Source organism: Pseudescherichia vulneris NBRC 102420 (genome assembly GCF_000759795.1).
Taxonomy (GTDB): Bacteria; Pseudomonadota; Gammaproteobacteria; order Enterobacterales; family Enterobacteriaceae; genus Pseudescherichia; species Pseudescherichia vulneris.
Map to the genome: position 1 here is coordinate 41,535 of NZ_BBMZ01000023.1, position 18,650 is coordinate 60,184.

The window sequence follows — 18,650 nt, forward strand, 5'->3', positions numbered from 1 at the left end:
CAGATGAGGGGCGGCGTAAACGGATGCCGCCCGGTAGTGTTCATCGTTTGTTATTATTGAATATCTTGTTTCATTTTGGCTTTCAGCTGAGCCAGCTGCTCGCTGATTTCATCACTCGCTTTCAGCTCGGCAAACTCCTGATCCAGCGACTTCTGCTTGCCAAAACCGTGGCTCTCCGCTTCGGCTTCCATCTGGTCGATACGACGCTCGAAGGATTCAAAACGAGCCATGGCTTCGTCCAGCTTGCCGCTATCCAGCTGACGGCGCACGTCGCGGGAAGAGCTGGCAGCCTGGTGACGCAGGGTCAGCGCCTGCTGACGCGCACGGGTCTCGCTGAGTTTGTTCTCCAGCTCGCCAATCTCTTTTTTCATGCGGGCCAGCGTTTCATCAACCAGAACAACTTCCTGCTCAAGGGTCGTGATAATGTCGGTCAGCTTCTGTTTTTCAATCAGGGCAGCGCGGGCCAGATCCTCTTTCTCTTTACGCAGCGCCAGCTCGGCCTTCTCCTGCCATTCCGCCTGCTGAGCGGTAGCCTGTTCAATACGACGCGACAGCTGTTTCTTTTCGGCCAGCGCACGTGCAGAGGTGGAGCGCACTTCAACCAGCGTGTCTTCCATCTCCTGAATCATCAGGCGTACCAGTTTCTGCGGATCTTCTGCCTTCTCCAGCAGAGAGTTGATGTTGGCGTTCACGATGTCGGCAAAACGAGAAAAAATACCCATAATGTAATCCTCATATTTTATGTAATCGGGCTAAGCCCTGCTGCTAACTTAATACAAGACCCGTGCCAACTTTTTATCTTATTGATTAGTAGAGAGTTGATTAATTTTACCGCTGCGTAATTTTGGACTACAGTGGTGAATAACACTAACTAATGGCGAATTTCATCATGGCGGAATACAAGGATAACCTTCTCGGCGAGGCCAACAGCTTTCTGGAAGTGCTGGAGCAGGTTTCACGCCTCGCCCCGCTGGATAAGCCAGTGCTGATTATTGGTGAGCGCGGAACGGGCAAGGAGCTGATCGCCAACCGCCTGCACTTTCTCTCTGGGCGTTGGGACGGACCCTTTATCTCGCTAAACTGCGCTGCCCTTAATGAAAACCTGCTGGACACCGAACTGTTTGGTCATGAAGCCGGGGCCTTTACCGGGGCGCAGCGTCGCCATCCCGGCCGCTTTGAGCGCGCTGACGGCGGCACGCTGTTCCTCGACGAGCTGGCTACGGCCCCGATGCTGGTTCAGGAGAAGCTGCTGCGGGTAATTGAGTACGGCGAGCTAGAGCGCGTCGGCGGCAGCCAGCCGCTGCAGGTTAACGTCCGGCTGGTATGCGCCACCAATGCCGATCTGCCTGAAATGGTACGCGACGGCACGTTCCGCGCCGATCTTCTCGACCGGCTGGCCTTTGACGTGGTACAGCTCCCGCCGCTGCGCGAGCGCCAGAGCGATATTATGTTGATGGCAGAGCACTTCGCGATCCAGATGTGCCGCGAGCTGCGGCTGCCGCTATTTCCAGGCTTTACCGAGCGTGCCAGGGAGACGCTGCTGGACTACCGCTGGCCGGGTAATATTCGCGAGCTGAAGAACGTGGTGGAGCGCTCGGTCTACCGCCACGGCACCAGCGAGGTGGCACTGGATGAGATTATTATCGATCCTTTTCAGCGCACCGCCTCTCCTGAGCCGGTTGCAGAGGCGCTCTCTGGCATGCCAAAGCTGCCGCTGGATCTGCGCCAGTTCCAGACCGTGCAGGAGAAGACCTTGCTGGAGGCCGCGCTACAGCAGGCCAAATTTAACCAGAAGCGCGCCGCAGAGCTGCTGAATCTGACCTACCATCAGCTCAGGGCGCTGTTGAAAAAGCATGGGCTGTAGCCGCAGTACGTAGGATCGGCAGAACAAAAAAGAGGCTGCCAGCCTAAGCTGACAGCCTCTTATAAAGGCGCTCGCGATGCCCGGCAACATCAGCGCTGAAAAGGCGGGGTTCCCCCCGCCTCCAGGTTGCTACTTACCGGATTCGTAAGCCATCGAAGCAGCCACCTCTCTGCTCCCATCTCTGTAGCGAATTTCACACAGCGATTTTCGCGTCAGCCAGGTGAATATCAACAGCGTTAAACAGACAATTAATATGCACCAGATGAGAGCATTCCATGGCAGCTTCATAGCCTTCTTCTCCTTGCCTTGCGGCGGGTAAACGGCTACTCTGATGTTGACTAGACATAGAGTCGGCCTCGTTGGTTTATTGAAAAATGACCTTCGGGGCTTTCTTCTTTCTGCCTCACCACATCTTTATCGCTTCAACGTTATGAGGCAAAAAGCCTCAAGCGCCACGGCTATTCTACGCTATCTGTTTTTAGCCTGTTGCGGCGCACGCCGCATAACGTACCGGTAGCTTAATTACTTATCTGCCGACATCTGCTGGGCGGATTTTAGATGCTGCTCAACGACCGGCGTATGCGCGTCGGCCAGAGCCTTCACGTCCGGATCCTTGATCATCTTGGCATCACTTTGCAGCTTCGACAGCACCATCTGGTGATCTTTGGTGCCGGCGTTTTCCATATACATTTTGTCAAATGCGTCGCCGCTCTGCTTTTCCAGATTGGCGGCCATGGCCTTATGCATGGCATCCGGCTCAGTCGGCAGCGCCACCCCTTTTTGCTGGGCCACCGTCTGTACTTTGGTTAAGGCAGCACCGTGATCGTCAACCATCTTCTGAGCGAAGGCTTTGACGTCGCTGCTTTGAGCCTTGTTCAGCGCGATTTTGGCAGCGGCGATTTCATTGATATTGGCCTGCGCCATATCCTTCACCGCTTTTTCGTCCCCGGCGCTAAGTTTGGCGTTCGATCCCGTCTGACCTACGGCATCTTTCTGCGCAGCGCTAGGCTGCGTCTGAGCTTGAACGCCAGCAGTACTGAACATAGCGACGACTGCTGATACGGCGAGTAGCCCTTTCAAGGTTTTGCTCTTCTGCATGTTGTTCTCCTGATGACCATGGGTAGGGTAGGTATGAGGTAATTAACCGTGCGCAGTTTCTTCTGTAAATAACAACTGCAATGGTCAGTTCAGTATAGTGGAACAATGATTTAAGGCAGCAGATTAAGCCAAAGTCCTAATCGGAGGGGGTCAGGAGATGCGGGGTTAAAGACAGCCGCCCCACGGCAAGCTGTCTTCGTGGCGTTACTTCTTATTAAGCATCGATTTCAGGTCAGCGAACGGATTGTAGGTTGCCGCACCCACATCCTTCTGTGCGTCCTCTCCCGCAACGACGGTTGTACCGTACTGATCGGCCTCGGTATATTTCGAGTGTTCATGATCGTGGCAGTAGAGGCACAGCAGTTCCCAGTTGCTGCCGTCCGGCGGGTTATTGGTGTGGTCGTGATCGATATGATGCACCGTTAACTCGCGCAGGTTCGAGTAAACAAACTCGCGTGAGCAGCGCCCGCAAACCCACGGATAAATTTTTAATGCTCTCTCCCGGTAGTCTGATTCCAGACGAGCATAGTTCTTAGGAATGATAGCCATAGCAGGCAATCCTTACGGTAACGAAAGTATGCCCCTATAGTATGCCAATGCGCGACGCTCGCCAATCACTGATGGGAGGCCGGGGCGTGCTTACGGCAGACCTCCAGCACAAACTGCCGCAGCCAGCGGTGCGCCGGATCGGCCTCGGCTCGCGGATGCCACATCTGGGAGAGCGTAATGCCAGGCACCTTTATCGGCAGTTCAAACATGCAATATGCCGCGGCAGGCTGATGGATAAGAAACGAGGCGGGGATCAGCCCCACCAGATCGGAGGCCTGCACCACCGCCAGCGCAGCGGGAAAGCCCGGTACGACAGCAGCAATAGTACGCTCAAGACCCCGTTCAGCCAGGGCCTCATCCACCGGTCCGGCGGTGCGTCCCTTACGAGAGGCGATCACGTGGGCATGCGCCAGATAGTCGCTGATGCCCACTTCCGGCAGCGCTGCCAGCGGATGGCCAGGGCGCACCACGCCAACAAAGCGATCTCGAAACAGCGCCTGAATGCGGATCTCCGGCCCCATCTCACCCAGCACGCCCACTTCGAGATCGACCAGCCCTTCACGCAGCGCCTTTGCGCTCTTTTCCGCGCGGGCCACAAAGCGCAGACGCACGTGCGGGGCGCTCTTCGCCGCCGCCACAATCAGCGTTGGGCCAAAGGCCTCAATGAAACCCTCGTTAGTGCGCAGCACGAACGTGCGATCCAGGGTCGACAGCGCCAGCCCGGCCGGAGAGGGTCGCAGCAGCGCCAGGGTTTCAAACAGGGTGTGCTGCGTGCGTTCGCGAATAGCCTCAGCATGCGGCGTTAACACCATGTGGCGGCCAGCACGCACCAACAACGGATCGCCGATGGCTGAGCGCAGACGGCTGAGCGTACGGCTCATCGCCGATGCGCTTAACCCTAAACGACGCGCAGCCCCCGCCACGCTGGCTTCAGCCAGCAGCGCGTCGAGAGCGATAAGCAAGTTCAGATCGGGTGCGTTCATGCCTGTATCTTACTCTGCCCGTTTGGTTTGAGGGAAGGCGTCCGGTGCAGGTTATTACTGCAAACGCTGCGTCTTCCGCCCGGTCTCATCCCTGCTTACGCTGTTCATATTGCATAAACACATATAACAGAGGTGAACAGCATGGCGCTTTTTTCTTCAGAACCTGGGGATGAAGGTTTAGCCGGGCGCGAACGGGCCCTGGCGATGGGTGCGGTGATGACCAGCACTACCATGGCCGTGTTTGACGGGGCCATCGTCAACGTTGCGCTGCCGCCCATCGCCCATGCGCTGGCGGTGCCTGCACAGTCCACCGTATGGGTCGCTAATGGCTATCTGCTCTCGGTCGCGATGACGCTGGCCATTTTTGCCGCGCTTGCCCGCCGCGTTGGCTTTCGCACCCTGTTTGCCTTCGGCCTGAGCCTGTTTACGCTGGCCTCGCTGGGCTGCGCCCTCTCCTCTTCGCTCTCGGCGCTGACAGGCTGGCGCATCGTGCAGGGCGTTGGCGGGGCCGCGACCTTGAGTATTGCTCCAGCGATCCTACGCTCTGTTTTCCCGACTCGCCTGCTGGGTCGTATTCTGGGCCTTCACGCCCTGCTGATCGCCGCCAGCACGGCAGTCGCCCCGGTGCTGGGGGGCACGCTGCTGGCCGCCCTGAGCTGGCAGTGGCTGTTTGCCATTAATATTCCGCTGGGAGCGATCGCCTTAACGCTGACGCTGCAGGCGATCCCCCGTAACAGCACGCCCGCACACGAACCCTTTGATATCGCCGGGGCAGCGCTGTCAGCGCTGATGCTCGGCGGATTAATTATGGCGGCAAACGCCTTCTCCCGGCCCGGCTCGGCGCAAACGCAGCTGTGGACGGCGGCAGGCTATGGTGGCGTGGCGATGGCCGCCGGGCTGCTGTTTATCTGGCGTCAGCGTCGTGCGCCACGGCCGCTCATGCCGCTGGCGCTTTTTGCCTCGGCGCGCTTTTCACTGGCTGCCCTCACCTCGCTGGCCTCATTTGTCAGTCAGGGGATGACGTTTATTGCTCTCCCCTTTCTGTTTCAGAGCGTATACGGGTATAGCGTCTTTACCTCGGCGCTGCTGTTCACCCCCTGGCCGCTGGGGATTATGCTGGCCGCGCCCCATGCAGGTCGTCTGGCCGATCGCTACCCCGCCGCGATAATTTCTACGCTGGGTTTGGGGATTTTTACGCTGGGGTTAACGCTGCTGGCGCTGCTGCCAGACCAGGCTCAGCCCTGGGATATTGGCATTCGCAGCCTGGTTTGCGGACTCGGCTTCGGCTTTTTTCAAAGCCCCAACAATCGTGAAATGCTGGCAAACGCCTCGCGGGAGAACAGCGGCTACGCCTCCGGCGTGCTGGCCATTATGCGTACCTTCGGCCAGTGTCTGGGCGGGGCCTTAGTGGGCGTCATCCTGGCGGTTTTAGCGCCCGTTGGCGATCGGGCGGCGGGCGCGGTTCGCCTGAGCCTATGGGTTGCGGTACTGGCGACCGTGCTGGCCCTCCTTTTTAGCTTAAGCCGCATACGAAAACAGCCTGATTGATGACTTTTACGCCGCTTACCCGCAGACATTTTTACGTGACCCTGTTAAGTGCGATACACTTTGTAAATCGGTCTTACAGCTAAAGAAATTATGCGCCTGATTATATCTTCCCTGCTCATGGCAGTCGGCCTGTTAAGCGGACACGTTCAGGCTGCGCCTGCGGGTCCCGCTACGGCGGATATTCGTGATAGCGGTTTTGTCTACTGTGTGAATGGCCAGGTTAATACCTTTAATCCGCAAAAAGCGAGCAGCGGCCTGATTGTAGATACCCTGGCAGCCCAGCTTTACGATCGTCTGCTGGACGTGGATCCTTACACCTATCGTCTGGTGCCCGAGCTGGCGGAGAGCTGGGAGGTGCTGGATAACGGCGCGACCTACCGTTTCCGCCTGCGAAGCAACGTCGCCTTTCAAAAAACGCCGTGGTTTACGCCAGGGCGGGCACTTAACGCCGACGACGTGGTCTTTAGCTTCCAGCGCATTTTCGATCGCCACCACCCGTGGCATAACGTCAATGGCAGCAGCTTCCCCTATTTTGATAGCTTACAGTTCGCCGACTCGGTAGAAAGCGTACGCAAGCTGGACAGTCGCACGGTGGAGTTTCGCCTGAAAAAGCCGGACGCCTCGTTTCTGTGGCATCTGGCGACGCACTACGCCTCGGTGATGTCTGCCGAATACGCAGACCAGCTGGCTAAGCGCGATCGTCAGGAGCTGCTGGATCGCCAGCCGGTAGGCACCGGCCCGTTCCAGCTTGCCGAGTACCGCACCGGCCAGTATATCCGCCTCCAGCGCCACGCGCAGTTCTGGCGCGGCCAGCCGCTGATGCCGCAGGTGGTGGTCGATCTCGGCTCCGGGGGAACCGGGCGGCTATCGAAGCTGCTGACCGGCGAGTGTGACGTACTAGCGTGGCCTGCCGCCAGCCAGCTGACAATTTTACGCGACGATCCGCGCCTGCGTCTGACCCTGCGTCCGGGGATGAACATCGCCTATCTGGCGTTTAATACCGACAAAGCGCCGCTGAATAACCCCGCCGTGCGACATGCGCTGGCGCTGGCGATCAACAACCAGCGCCTGATGCAGTCGATCTATTACGGCACGGCAGAGACCGCCGCCTCGATCCTGCCCCGTGCCTCCTGGGCCTATGACAGCGAAGCAAAAATCACTGAATACAATCCGGAAAAAGCCAAGCAGCAGCTGGCCGCGCTGGGGCTGGAGAACATGACCTTACAGCTGTGGGTGCCGACCAGCTCGCAGGCGTGGAACCCCAGCCCGCTGAAAACCGCTGAACTGATCCAGGCCGATATGGCCCAGGTCGGCGTCAAGGTGATGATTGTTCCCGTCGAAGGGCGGTTCCAGGAAGCGAGACTGATGGATATGAATCATGACCTGACCCTCTCCGGCTGGTCGACGGACAGCAACGACCCGGACAGCTTCTTCCGCCCGCTGCTGAGCTGCGCCGCCATTGAGTCACAAACGAACTTTGCCCACTGGTGCCGCCGGGAGTTTGATACCATATTGCAGAAAGCGCTGACCTCCCAGCAGCTGGCGTCGCGCATTGAAGCCTACGATGAGGCGCAGACTATCCTCGCTCGCGAGCTGCCGGTGCTGCCGCTGGCCTCTTCCCTGCGCCTGCAGGCCTACCGCTACGATATTAAAGGTCTTGTCCTGAGCCCGTTCGGCAACGCCTCGTTTGCCGGCGTCTCGCGTGAACCGCAAAAAGAAGAGGTGAAGCAACCATGATCATCTTTACGCTGCGCCGCCTGCTTCTGCTGCTGGTCACGCTCTTTCTGCTGACCTTTGTAGGTTTTAGCCTGAGCTACTTTACCCCCCACGCGCCGCTGCAGGGCGCATCCCTGTGGAACGCCTGGTTCTTCTGGTTCAAAGGGGTGCTGCACTGGGATTTCGGCGTCTCCAGCATTAACGGCCAGCTGATCTCCGAGCAGCTCAAGGAGGTCTTCCCGGCCACCATGGAGCTCTGTATTCTTGCCTTTGGCTTCGCGCTGGTGGTGGGCATCCCGGTTGGTATGATGGCCGGTATTATGCGCGGTAAATGGCAGGATAAGCTGATCAGCGCCCTGGCCCTGATTGGCTTCTCGATCCCCATCTTCTGGCTGGCGCTACTGCTGACCCTCTTCTTCTCGCTGACGCTGGGCTGGTTGCCGGTATCAGGCCGCTTCGATCTGCTTTATGAGGTGAAAACGGTCACCGGCTTTGCGCTGATTGACGCCTGGCTGTCGGAGTCGATATGGCGCGAAGAGATGATCATCAGCGCGCTGCGGCATATGGTGCTGCCGGTGCTGACTCTGGCGGTCGCGCCGACCACCGAGGTGATCCGCCTGATGCGACTTAGCACTATTGAGGTGTTTGAGCAGAACTACATCAAGGCCGCCGCCACGCGCGGGCTATCGCGCCTGAGCATTCTGCGTCGCCACGTGCTGCACAACGCCTTGCCGCCGGTGATCCCCCGTCTGGGCCTACAGTTTTCCACGATGCTGACGCTGGCGATGATCACTGAAATGGTCTTTAGCTGGCCGGGACTGGGGCGCTGGGTGATCAATGCCATCCGCCAGCAGGACTATGCGGCTATTTCCGCCGGGGTGATGGTGATTGGTGCGCTGGTCATTATTGTTAACGTTCTCTCTGACATTCTGGGCGCGCTGGCGAACCCTTTGAAACATAAGGAATGGTATGCCCTCCGATAACGTCTATAACGAGAAGCAGACCCCCGGCGCGCTGCGCACGGTCTGGCGCAAGTTCTATGGCGATACCACCGCCATGATTGGTCTGTACGGCTGCGCCGGGCTGGTGCTGCTGTGTCTTTTTGGCCGCTGGTTCGCGCCCTACGGCATCGATCAGCAGTTCCTCGGCTACCAGCTGCTGCCACCCTCGTGGTCGCGCTATGGGGACGTCTCCTTCTTCCTCGGCACGGACGACCTTGGCCGGGACGTGCTTAGCCGCCTGCTCAGCGGTGCGGCACCAACGGTAGGCGGCGCGTTTGTCGTGACCCTGGCGGCAACGATCTGCGGCCTGGTGCTGGGTGTCGTGGCCGGGGCAACGCACGGCCTGCGTTCGGCGGTGCTGAACCACGTGCTCGATACGCTGCTGTCGATCCCCTCCCTGCTGCTGGCCATTATCGTGGTGGCCTTTGCCGGGCCGCACCTCTCCCATGCCATGTTTGCCGTCTGGCTGGCACTGCTGCCGAGGATGGTACGCTCGGTCTACAGCATGGTGCACGACGAGCTGGAGAAAGAGTACGTGGTCGCCGCGCGGCTGGACGGCGCGACGACGCTCAATATTTTGTGGTTTGCGGTACTGCCGAACATGACCGCAGGCCTGGTGACCGAGATCACCCGCGCGCTCTCAATGGCAATCCTCGACATAGCCGCGCTGGGCTTTCTCGATCTCGGTGCGCAGCTGCCCTCCCCGGAGTGGGGAGCGATGCTGGGCGACGCGCTGGAGCTGATCTACGTCGCGCCCTGGACAGTGATGCTGCCGGGGGCGTCGATCATGGTAAGCGTTTTACTGGTTAACCTGCTGGGCGACGGGATCCGCCGTGCGGTCAATGCGGGGGTGGAATAGTGCCACTACTTGATATTCGTAACTTGACCATTGAGGTCAAGACTGGCGAAGGCTGGGTAAGAGCCGTCGATCGCGTTACGCTGACCCTTGCCGAAGGCGAAATCCGCGGTCTGGTGGGCGAATCCGGCTCGGGCAAAAGCCTGATAGCCAAAGCCATCTGCGGCGTAACCAAAGATAACTGGCGGGTCACCGCAGACCGAATGCGCTTCGACGACGTCGATCTGATGCGCCTCTCGGCGCGCGAGCGGCGGAAAATCCTCGGCCATAACGTGTCGATGATTTTTCAGGAGCCGCAGTCCTGTCTCGATCCGTCGGAGCGCGTCGGTAAACAGCTGATGCAGAACATTCCGGCCTGGACCTATAAAGGCCGCTGGTGGCAGCGCATGGGCTGGCGGAAACGGCGCGCTATTGAGCTGCTGCACCGCGTCGGCATTCGCGATCACAAAGATGCGATGCGCAGCTTCCCTTACGAGCTGACGGACGGCGAGTGCCAGAAGGTGATGATTGCCATTGCGCTGGCGAACCAGCCCCGCCTGTTGATCGCCGATGAGCCGACCAACGCCATGGAGCCGACCACCCAGGCGCAGATTTTCCGTCTGCTGACCCGGCTCAACCAAAACAACAACACCACCATTATCCTGATCAGCCACGACCTGCAGATGCTGAGCCAGTGGGCGGACAAGATCAACGTGATGTACTGCGGCCAGACCGTGGAGACCGCGCCGAGCGAGGAGCTGATCGCCACGCCGCATCACCCCTATACCCAGGCGCTGATCCGCGCTATTCCTGACTTTGGCAGCGCCATGCCGCATAAAAGCCGCCTGAACACGCTGCCGGGGGCGATCCCACTGCTGGAGCATCTGCCAATTGGCTGCCGTCTCGGGCCGCGCTGCCCCTACGCCCAGCGTAAATGCATTGAGCGTCCCCTGCTGGCCGGACCCAAAAATCACCTCTTTGCCTGTCATTTCCCGCTGAATATGGAGAAAGAGTGAGATGATCGACACCCTGCTGGAAGTACGCAATCTGAGTAAAACCTTCCGCTACCGTACCGGCTGGTTCCACCGCCAGACGGTAGAGGCAGTAAAGCCGCTGAGCTTTACCCTGCGAGAGAAGCAGACCCTGGCGATCATCGGTGAGAACGGCTCCGGTAAATCAACGCTGGCGAAGATGCTGGCGGGCATGATCGAACCGACCACTGGCGAGCTGCTGATTGACGATAGCCCCCTGCACTACGGCGACTACTCGTTTCGCAGCCAGCGCATCCGCATGATTTTTCAGGATCCCTCAACGTCGCTGAACCCGCGCCAGCGCATCTCGCAGATCCTCGACTTTCCGCTGCGCCTGAATACGGATCTGCCGCCTGAAGCGCGGCGGCAGCGGGTGATTGAGACCCTGCGCATGGTTGGGCTGCTGCCGGATCACGTCAGCTACTATCCCCATATGCTGGCTCCCGGCCAGAAACAGCGTTTGGGGCTGGCCCGGGCGCTGATCCTGCGTCCAAAGGTGATCGTCGCGGATGAGGCTCTGGCGTCGCTGGATATGTCGATGCGTTCGCAATTAATTAACCTGATGCTGGAATTGCAGGAGAAACAGGGTATCTCTTATATCTACGTGACTCAGCATATCGGTATGATGAAACATATTAGCGACCAGGTCATCGTGATGCACCAGGGCGAAGTGGTCGAGCGTGGCAGCACCGCTGACGTGCTGGCCGCCCCGCTGCATGAGCTGACCCGACGCCTTATTGCCGGCCATTTTGGCGAGGCGCTGACGGCGGATGCCTGGCGAAAAGACCGCTAGCGCCACATGTTTGCTGCGCAGCTCGGTTCAATGACCGAGTACCCCTCCCGTTCGGGAGGGGTCTTCCCCGCTGTTTATGCTTTTCTGCTATTTATTATCACCTAACAATATTTTTCCCCTCGTTAGCGTTACGCCAGGATATTGATCGCCATTTTGAGATCAAGGAAAGCCCATGGAACAACGCCGTTTTTCCGGCAAAGGCCACTGGTATCATGAGACCCAGTCGAGTACCGGCCAGGCACAAGCGCTACCGTTAGTTCCCGAAGCCGCCACCGTCACCGATCGTTTTCTACTGGATCTTGTGCTACCTGAAGAGGTCATTGCCCCGTGTCAAGGCTGGCTGGAGCCTGCCCGAGCGCTCTACGACCGGCTCTTTCCCCGCAGCGTCAGCGTTAGCCGCCAGCGCACCTTCAGCGCCTACGATCGCCTGAGCACGGCCCTTACGGTAGCCCAGGTTTACGGCGTCCAGCGCCTGTGCAATCACTACGCCGCCCGCCTTGCGCCGCTGCCCGGCCCCGACTCCTCCCGGGAGAGCAACTATCGCCTGGCGCAGATCACCCAGTACGCCAGACAGCTCGCCAGCTCCCCCGAGGTGATCGACGCCAGGGCGCGGGAGCAGCTTGAAGAGGTGGGACTAACGACCTGGGACATCGTGCTGATGGATCAGATTATCGGCTTTATTGGCTTCCAGGCGCGGGTCATTGCAGCGTTTCAGGCTCTACTCTGCCAGCCCGTACGCTGGCTGCCTGGGATGGAGATGCAGCAGGATGCTGCCGCCGAACCGTTTAGTCGCCCTGAGAGCCGCTGGACACCGGGCCTTGAGCGCGTCGAGCCACACCTCGCCAGCTCGGCCCAGCTGGCGTCGCTGGCCCAGTGGCAGCCGCTGCCGGCCCTGCAAGCACTGACGCCGGTGCTGGCCCACGAGCACCTTCTGCTTAACGCCCTGGGGGAGATCGTACAGAGCGATCTGTGCGCCACGCTCGATGCCGCACTGGTGAACCTGGTAGCCCTGCTGACGGCGCGGATTAACGGTAGCCTGGACTGCTTTAACACTCTGGCGACGTCTGCTCTACCCGACGCGCCGATCGCGGCATTGCGCAGCGGCGAACGGGCGTTAAACAGCTGGAGCCAGGCCGATCCGCAGGCGCGGGCGGTTATCCAGGCCGTACAGCTTTTGACCCGAGCGGCAGACCGCTTTAGCGCCGCTCAGTTTACTCCCCTCGTTGAACAGGGGCTTTCTCCTCAGCAGGCGGTGAATCTGCTGGCGTGGAGCGGCCTGTGCGGCTGGTTGAATCGTCTTAAAATCGCGCTGGGCGACACGCATTAGCGCGAAACAGCGCTTGAAGCGCCACCCAGAATCGCGTAAAACTGTCAGCCGCTCTTATGGCCACGAAAATATAAAATTATGTTCCAGGACAACCCGCTGCTAGCGCAGCTTAAACAGCAACTGCATTCCCAAACGCCGCGTGCGGAAGGTGTCGTTAAAGGCACCGAAAAAGGTTTTGGCTTCCTTGAAGTCGACGGACAGAAAAGCTATTTCATTCCGCCGCCGCAGATGAAGAAGGTAATGCATGGTGACCGCGTGATCGCCGTGATCCACAGTGACAAAGATCGCGAATCCGCCGAGCCGGAAGAGCTTGTCGAGCCGTTTCTGTCGCGCTTTGTCGGTAAGGTACAGAGAAAAGATGACCGTCTCTCTATCGTACCTGATCATCCGTTGTTGAAAGAGGCTATCCCCTGCCGGGCCATGCGCGGCGTGGAGCATGATTTTAAAGAGGGCGACTGGGCAGTAGCCGAGATGCGTCGCCATCCGCTGAAGGGCGATCGCGGCTTTTACGCCGAGCTGACGCAGTTTATTACCTTCGGTGATGACCACTTCGTTCCGTGGTGGGTGACCCTTGCCCGCCACAACCTGGAGAAAGAGGCACCGAACGGTGTGGCAACCGAAATGCTGGATGAAGGCCTGGAGCGTGTCGATCTTACCGCGCTGGACTTTGTCACCATCGACAGCGCCACTACCCAAGACATGGATGATGCCCTGTTTGTCGAAACGCTGGCTGACGATAAGCTGCAGCTGACCGTCGCCATCGCCGATCCCACCGCGTGGATCGCCGAAGGCAGCAAGCTGGACAATATCGCCAAAGTACGCGCTTTCACCAACTACCTGCCGGGATTCAACATCCCGATGCTGCCGCGCGAGCTGTCTGACGACCTCTGCTCTCTGCGTCCGCAGGAGGTCCGTCCCGTGCTGGCCTGCCGCATGATCATTGCCGCTGACGGTACGATTGAAGAGGATATCACCTTCTTCGCGGCGACCATCGAATCCAAAGCCAAGCTGGCCTATGACGAGGTCTCAGACTGGCTGGAAGGCAACGCGGGCTGGCAGCCGCCGTCAGAGGCGATTGCCAACCAGATCCGCCTCCTGCACCGCGTCTGCCTGAGCCGCAGCGCGTGGCGTACCCAGCATGCGCTGGTGTTTAAGGATCGTCCGGACTACCGCTTTGTGCTGGGTGAAAAAGGCGAGGTGCTGGATATCGTGGCCGAGCCACGCCGCATTGCTAACCGCATCGTCGAGGAGTCCATGATCTCCGCCAACATCTGTGCGGCACGCGTTCTGCGCGCTAAGCTGGGCTTCGGGATCTATAACATTCACCTCGGCATCGATCCGGCGAATGGCGAAGCGCTGGCCGCGCTGCTGAAAACGCACGGCATGCACGTCGACGCCGAAGAGGTGCTGACCCTCGAAGGCTTCTGCAAGCTACGCCGCGAGCTTGATGCTCAGCCTTCAGGTTTCCTCGACAGCCGCATCCGCCGCTTCCAGTCTTTTGCCGAGATCAGCACCGAGCCGGGTCCTCACTTCGGTCTGGGTCTGGATGCCTACGCGACCTGGACCTCACCTATCCGTAAGTATGGCGATATGATCAACCATCGCCTGCTGAAAGCGATTATCAAGAACGAAACCATTGCCCGTCCGCAGGATGATGCAACGGTGCAAATGGCCGAACGTCGCCGTCTTAACCGTATGGCGGAGCGTGACGTGGGTGACTGGCTCTATGCGCGCTTCCTGAAAGACAAAGCCGCCACGGATACGCGCTTTGCCGCAGAAATTATCGATATCAGCCGCGGCGGTATGCGCGTGCGTCTGGTGGATAACGGTGCGGTCGCGTTTATTCCGGCTCCGTTCCTGCACGCCGTGCGTGATGAGATGGTGTGTAGTCAGGAGAGCGGCACGGTGACGATTAAAGGCGAAACCGTGTATAAGGTTAGCGATGTGATTGATGTCACTATCGCTGAAGTACGCATGGAGACGCGCAGCGTTATTGCCCGCCCGCTGGCCTAATTATCTCCCTGCCCTGTCGGCCTCGTGATATACGAGGCCGACAGCATTTTTGCCCTTCCCTTCATGTAATAAATATTCACTAATTCTGGTTTTTAGCTGAAGCAGAAATATTATAATATCGCCTGTAAAAACAGTGTGTTCCGATACTAACCGTGTGGCTTTGTCGATCTTAACGTCGTCGAATTTAAAATGGGTGAACGTAGCGCGTCGAGTGGGACAGGAGGAAGCATGAAAGAGGATTTGGATCAAAAGGGGCTGTTTCGCTATCTGGGCTCAAATAGCCCATTTTGGCGACTCTCTGCCGACAGCAATACGCTACACCTTGCCACCAGTGAAAATGCCGAAGCCAGCCAGACGATAACGCTTAACGATGAGCAAGCCGAGCAGATCCGGGCGATGACGGTGATTACCTCCAGCGTGACCACCACCCTACCGCTCCTGGACCGGAAGGTGACGCTGCATCTGGTTGGCCGTAAAACCGGTAAAACAGAGTGGACGGGTACCGCCTCCTCCTGGAATGATACCTCATCCCTCGCCCAGGATTTAGTCGACGGCTTCTCCTTTGCCGAACAGGTGGTGTCTGAAGCACACTCGGCAATTGTTATTCTCGATCGCCACGGCAATATTCAGCGCTTTAATCGGCTATGCGAGGAATATACCGGGCTGTGCGAAACAGAGGTTATTGGCCATAACGTTTTTAAATTATTTATGAGCCGCAGAGAAGCGGTCGCGTCACGGCGTAACATCGCTAACTTTTTTCTGAGCGGTAACGCTTACGAAGTTGAACGCTGGGTTAAAACCCGAAAAGGACAGCGGCTGTTTCTCTTTCGCAATAAATTTGTCCACAGTGGCAGCGGTAAAAATGAGATATATATTATCTGCTCCGGAACGGATATTACCGAAGAGCGCCGTGCCCAGGAGCGTCTGCGCGTGCTGGCCAATACCGACACCGTCACCGGCCTGCCTAACCGCAATGCCATCAACGAGCTGACGAGCGACGCCATTGCGAAACGCGGCGATAGCCAGGTAGGTATCGTCTATCTCGATCTCGATAATTTTAAAAAGGTCAACGACGCCTACGGTCATATGTTTGGCGACCAGCTGTTGCAGGCGGTGGCGCTGGCTATTTTAAGCTGTCTGGACGAAGGCCAGGTGCTGGCAAGGCTGGGCGGCGACGAGTTTATCGTGCTGGCGACCAAAACCTCGCAGAGCGCGCTTGAGGCGATGGCATCCCGGATCTTAACCCGGCTGCGCCAGCCCTTCCGTATTGGGCTTATTGAAGTCTACTCGGGCTGCTCGCTGGGCATTTCGCTGGCACCCCAGCACGGTAAGGATCGAGAGACCGTGATCCGCAACGCCGATACCGCTATGTACACCGCCAAAGAGAACGGACGCGGTAAGTTTTGTGTCTTTACCCCAGAGATGAACCAGCGTGTCTTTGAGTATCTGTGGCTCGACACGAACCTGCGCAAAGCGCTGGATGATAACCAGCTGGTGATCTACTACCAGCCCAAGGTGACCTGGCGCGGCGAGATCCGCAGTCTGGAGGCGCTGGTGCGCTGGCAGTCGCCGGAGCGCGGCCTTCTCGCCCCGACGGAGTTTATCTCCTATGCCGAGGAGTCTGGCCTGATCGTCCCGCTGGGGCGGTGGGTGATGCTGGACGTGCTGCAACAGATTGCCAAATGGCGCGACAAGGGGCTAAACATGCGCGTCGCGGTGAACCTCTCCGCACGTCAGCTGGCTGACCAGACCCTGTTCAACGATCTCAGGCAGGCGCTTAGCGATCTTGATTTTGAATACAGCCCGATTGACGTTGAGCTAACCGAAAGCTGCCTGATTGAAAACGAAGAGGTCGCCCTGGCGGTGATTGAGCAGTTTAGCGCCCTTGGCGCGCAGGTGCATCTCGACGACTTCGGTACCGGCTACTCGTCGCTGTCGCAGCTGGCGCGTATCCCGATTGACGCCATCAAGCTTGACCAGTCCTTTGTGCGCGACGTGCACAAGCAGTCGGTTTCGCAGTCGCTGGTTCGGGCGATCGTCGCCGTGGCGCAGGCGCTGAATTTACAGGTCATTGCCGAAGGCGTTGAGAGCGCCAAAGAGGATGCGTTTCTGACGAAGAACGGCGTCAACGAACGGCAGGGATTTCTGTTTGCTAAGCCCATGCCCGCCGCCGCCTTTGAGCGTTGGTACAAGCGTTACCAGACGCGGAAAATGCGTTAGCCACTAATTAATACCGTTTGCTTATGCTTTTTTGAGATTTATTTTTTTCTCCTTCTCTTTTTACACTATTTTTAGCATCATTAAATTTATTACCCTTTCAATCAGGAGTGACATGATGGCTGACATCGACGCAAAGCAACTGGCAGCACGGATCGATACCGTGCTCGATATTCTGGTTGCGGGTGATTACCACTCTGCCATTCATAATCTTGAAATTCTGAAGGCGGAGCTTCTGGCGCAGAACGATGCTGAACAGGCTCAGGGGCAAAACTCGCCTAAAACGCCGTGGGAAATTTAATCGCGATGAATTCCCGACAACAAACTATTTTGCAGATGGTGATTGATAAAGGCCGGGTCAGCGTGACCGATCTGGCTAAAACAACCGGCGTATCGGAAGTGACTATCCGCCAGGATTTGAATACGCTGGAGAAGCAGAGCTATTTGCGCCGCACCCACGGCTATGCGGTACCGTTGGAAAGCGACGATGTTGAAACCCGCATGCTCAATAATTTTGCCCTGAAGCGCGAGCTGGCGGAATTTGCCGCCTCCACGGTGGAGCCGGGTGAAACCATATTTATTGAAAACGGCAGCAGCAATGCGCTGCTGGCCCGTACCCTCGCTGAGCAGAAAGATATCACTATTATCACGGTGAGCAGCTATATTGCGCATCTGCTTAAAGAGACCTCCTGCGACGTGATCCTGCTCGGCGGCATCTATCAGAAGAAAAGCGAAAGCATGGTGGGACCGCTGACGCGGCAGTATATTGCGCAGGTACACTTCAGCAAGGCGTTTATTGGTATTGATGGCTGGCAGCCTGAGACCGGTTTTACTGGCCGGGACATGATGCGCGCCGACGTCGTCAATGCCGTGCTCGAAAAGGGCTGTGAAGCCATTATTTTGACCGACAGCTCAAAGTTTGGGGTGGTTCATCCCTACCCGCTTGGACAGCACCACCCTTTTAACAGGGTGATCACCGACGACAAGCTTAACGCAGCCACCCAGCGCGAGCTGGAGCAGGCTGGCGTGCATGTCGATATTGTGAAATCTCCCCGCACGCGCTAACGCTTTTCTAGCCCATGAAAGTGGGCTATCTCCCTCATCTATGAGACTTTTCTGACGATTCAATTAAGACTTTTTACCTGTCTGTTCAACAGGCAAGAAGTAAAATTATGTTCAGCGATATAACAGGATGTAACTACCGCCTCGCTTCAGTTGAGCGTGGATACCAGTAACAACTGTGTAACATAATTTACGGAAAAAGACTTTAGCGTGTCATAAGCGCACTATACTTAAAGAGATTTCTTTCCGTGAATCGAAATTTCAGGAGAAAGTATTATGATGTTATCAAGCAAAAAAGCAGCAACTGTCGTACTGGCTGTTACACTGGCAATGTCTCTGAGCGCATGTTCCAACTGGTCTAAACGCGACCGCAACACCGCTATCGGTGCCGGTGCAGGTGCGATCGGTGGCTCTGTTCTGACCGATGGCAGCACCCTGGGTACGCTGGGTGGCGCAGCGGTTGGTGGTATTATCGGTCACCAGGTCGACTAATAATACGACGTAGCAGGTCTTTCAAGGATCGAAAACGCGTTCTGATAACGCCGTAATACTTTCTTGCAGATCTGAATGACGCAGTACGCAATATAAGGCCACGGCACCGCCGTGGCTTTTT

At 57.8% G+C, this 18,650-nt stretch carries 19 protein-coding genes; 13 read left to right on the top strand and 6 right to left on the bottom strand.

Annotation, left to right across the window (positions count from 1 at the left end; translation table 11 throughout):
• Positions 1–53: 53 nt before the first annotated feature.
• Positions 54–722 carry a phage shock protein PspA gene (pspA, locus tag EV102420_RS17170; protein ID WP_042394253.1) on the bottom strand — a complete coding sequence of 223 codons (669 nt, stop codon included), beginning with the start codon at positions 720–722 and terminating at the stop codon, positions 54–56.
• A gap of 152 nt (positions 723–874) precedes the next feature.
• On the opposite strand from pspA, the gene pspF reads away from it, so the two are divergent.
• Positions 875–1,864, top strand: coding sequence for a phage shock protein operon transcriptional activator (pspF, locus tag EV102420_RS17175; protein WP_072015295.1), 990 nt, complete (start codon positions 875–877; stop codon positions 1,862–1,864).
• Positions 1,865–1,993: 129 nt separating this feature from the next.
• On the opposite strand, the gene EV102420_RS21620 is transcribed toward pspF, so the two are convergent.
• The 5 genes from EV102420_RS21620 to EV102420_RS17190 all read right to left on the bottom strand — a co-directional run bounded on the left by EV102420_RS21620 (position 1,994) and on the right by EV102420_RS17190 (position 4,494).
• A complete protein-coding gene (locus EV102420_RS21620) occupies positions 1,994–2,113 on the bottom strand; it encodes a type I toxin-antitoxin system Hok family toxin (protein ID WP_255211695.1) in 120 nt (39 codons plus the stop codon).
• The gene (locus tag EV102420_RS22770) at positions 2,058–2,210 is read right to left on the bottom strand and encodes a DUF5431 family protein (protein ID WP_255211693.1); all 153 of its coding nucleotides are present in this window, start codon (positions 2,208–2,210) and stop codon (positions 2,058–2,060) included. Before EV102420_RS22770 ends, EV102420_RS21620 begins: the two co-directional genes overlap by 56 nt.
• Positions 2,211–2,386: 176 nt before the next feature.
• Positions 2,387–2,962, bottom strand: a complete 576-nt coding sequence (locus EV102420_RS17180; protein ID WP_042394257.1) for a DUF4142 domain-containing protein — start codon at positions 2,960–2,962, stop codon at positions 2,387–2,389.
• Positions 2,963–3,166: 204 nt separating this feature from the next.
• Positions 3,167–3,511 carry an HNH nuclease YajD gene (gene yajD / locus EV102420_RS17185; RefSeq protein WP_042394259.1) on the bottom strand — a complete coding sequence of 115 codons (345 nt, stop codon included), beginning with the start codon at positions 3,509–3,511 and terminating at the stop codon, positions 3,167–3,169.
• Positions 3,512–3,576: 65 nt separating this feature from the next.
• Complete coding sequence (locus tag EV102420_RS17190; RefSeq protein ID WP_042394261.1) at positions 3,577–4,494, bottom strand: LysR family transcriptional regulator; 918 nt, start codon at positions 4,492–4,494, stop codon at positions 3,577–3,579.
• Between the two features lie 141 nt (positions 4,495–4,635).
• Between EV102420_RS17190 and EV102420_RS17195 the strand changes: the two genes are divergently transcribed.
• The 12 genes from EV102420_RS17195 to osmB all read left to right on the top strand — a co-directional run bounded on the left by EV102420_RS17195 (position 4,636) and on the right by osmB (position 18,529).
• The gene (locus tag EV102420_RS17195) at positions 4,636–6,042 is read left to right on the top strand and encodes an MFS transporter (protein WP_042394264.1); all 1,407 of its coding nucleotides are present in this window, start codon (positions 4,636–4,638) and stop codon (positions 6,040–6,042) included.
• A gap of 90 nt (positions 6,043–6,132) precedes the next feature.
• Entirely contained in the window at positions 6,133–7,779 is a 1,647-nt protein-coding gene (gene sapA, locus EV102420_RS17200) for an ABC transporter substrate-binding protein SapA (protein ID WP_042394267.1), read from the top strand.
• Positions 7,776–8,741, top strand: a complete 966-nt coding sequence (sapB, locus tag EV102420_RS17205) for a putrescine export ABC transporter permease SapB (protein ID WP_042394269.1) — start codon at positions 7,776–7,778, stop codon at positions 8,739–8,741. The genes sapA and sapB overlap by 4 nt, the downstream gene beginning before the upstream one ends.
• The gene (gene sapC / locus EV102420_RS17210) at positions 8,728–9,618 is read left to right on the top strand and encodes a putrescine export ABC transporter permease SapC (protein WP_042394271.1); all 891 of its coding nucleotides are present in this window, start codon (positions 8,728–8,730) and stop codon (positions 9,616–9,618) included. Before sapB ends, sapC begins: the two co-directional genes overlap by 14 nt.
• A complete protein-coding gene (gene sapD, locus EV102420_RS17215; RefSeq protein WP_042394274.1) occupies positions 9,618–10,610 on the top strand; it encodes a putrescine export ABC transporter ATP-binding protein SapD in 993 nt (330 codons plus the stop codon). The genes sapC and sapD overlap by 1 nt, the downstream gene beginning before the upstream one ends.
• Before the next feature lies 1 nt (position 10,611).
• A complete protein-coding gene (gene sapF, locus EV102420_RS17220; protein WP_042394275.1) occupies positions 10,612–11,418 on the top strand; it encodes a putrescine export ABC transporter ATP-binding protein SapF in 807 nt (268 codons plus the stop codon).
• A gap of 172 nt (positions 11,419–11,590) precedes the next feature.
• The gene (locus tag EV102420_RS17225) at positions 11,591–12,745 is read left to right on the top strand and encodes a CMD domain-containing protein (RefSeq protein WP_042394277.1); all 1,155 of its coding nucleotides are present in this window, start codon (positions 11,591–11,593) and stop codon (positions 12,743–12,745) included.
• A gap of 78 nt (positions 12,746–12,823) precedes the next feature.
• The gene (locus EV102420_RS17230) at positions 12,824–14,758 is read left to right on the top strand and encodes an exoribonuclease II (RefSeq protein ID WP_042394281.1); all 1,935 of its coding nucleotides are present in this window, start codon (positions 12,824–12,826) and stop codon (positions 14,756–14,758) included.
• Between the two features lie 228 nt (positions 14,759–14,986).
• Positions 14,987–16,978, top strand: a complete 1,992-nt coding sequence (gene pdeR, locus EV102420_RS17235) for a cyclic di-GMP phosphodiesterase (RefSeq protein ID WP_042394283.1) — start codon at positions 14,987–14,989, stop codon at positions 16,976–16,978.
• Positions 16,979–17,093: 115 nt separating this feature from the next.
• Entirely contained in the window at positions 17,094–17,276 is a 183-nt protein-coding gene (locus EV102420_RS17240) for a YciZ family protein (RefSeq protein WP_042394374.1), read from the top strand.
• 5 nt (positions 17,277–17,281) lie between these two features.
• A complete protein-coding gene (yciT, locus tag EV102420_RS17245) occupies positions 17,282–18,040 on the top strand; it encodes a DNA-binding transcriptional regulator YciT (protein ID WP_042394285.1) in 759 nt (252 codons plus the stop codon).
• Positions 18,041–18,313: 273 nt separating this feature from the next.
• Entirely contained in the window at positions 18,314–18,529 is a 216-nt protein-coding gene (gene osmB, locus EV102420_RS17250; protein WP_042394288.1) for an osmotically-inducible lipoprotein OsmB, read from the top strand.
• The last annotated feature ends 121 nt before the right edge of the window (positions 18,530–18,650 follow it).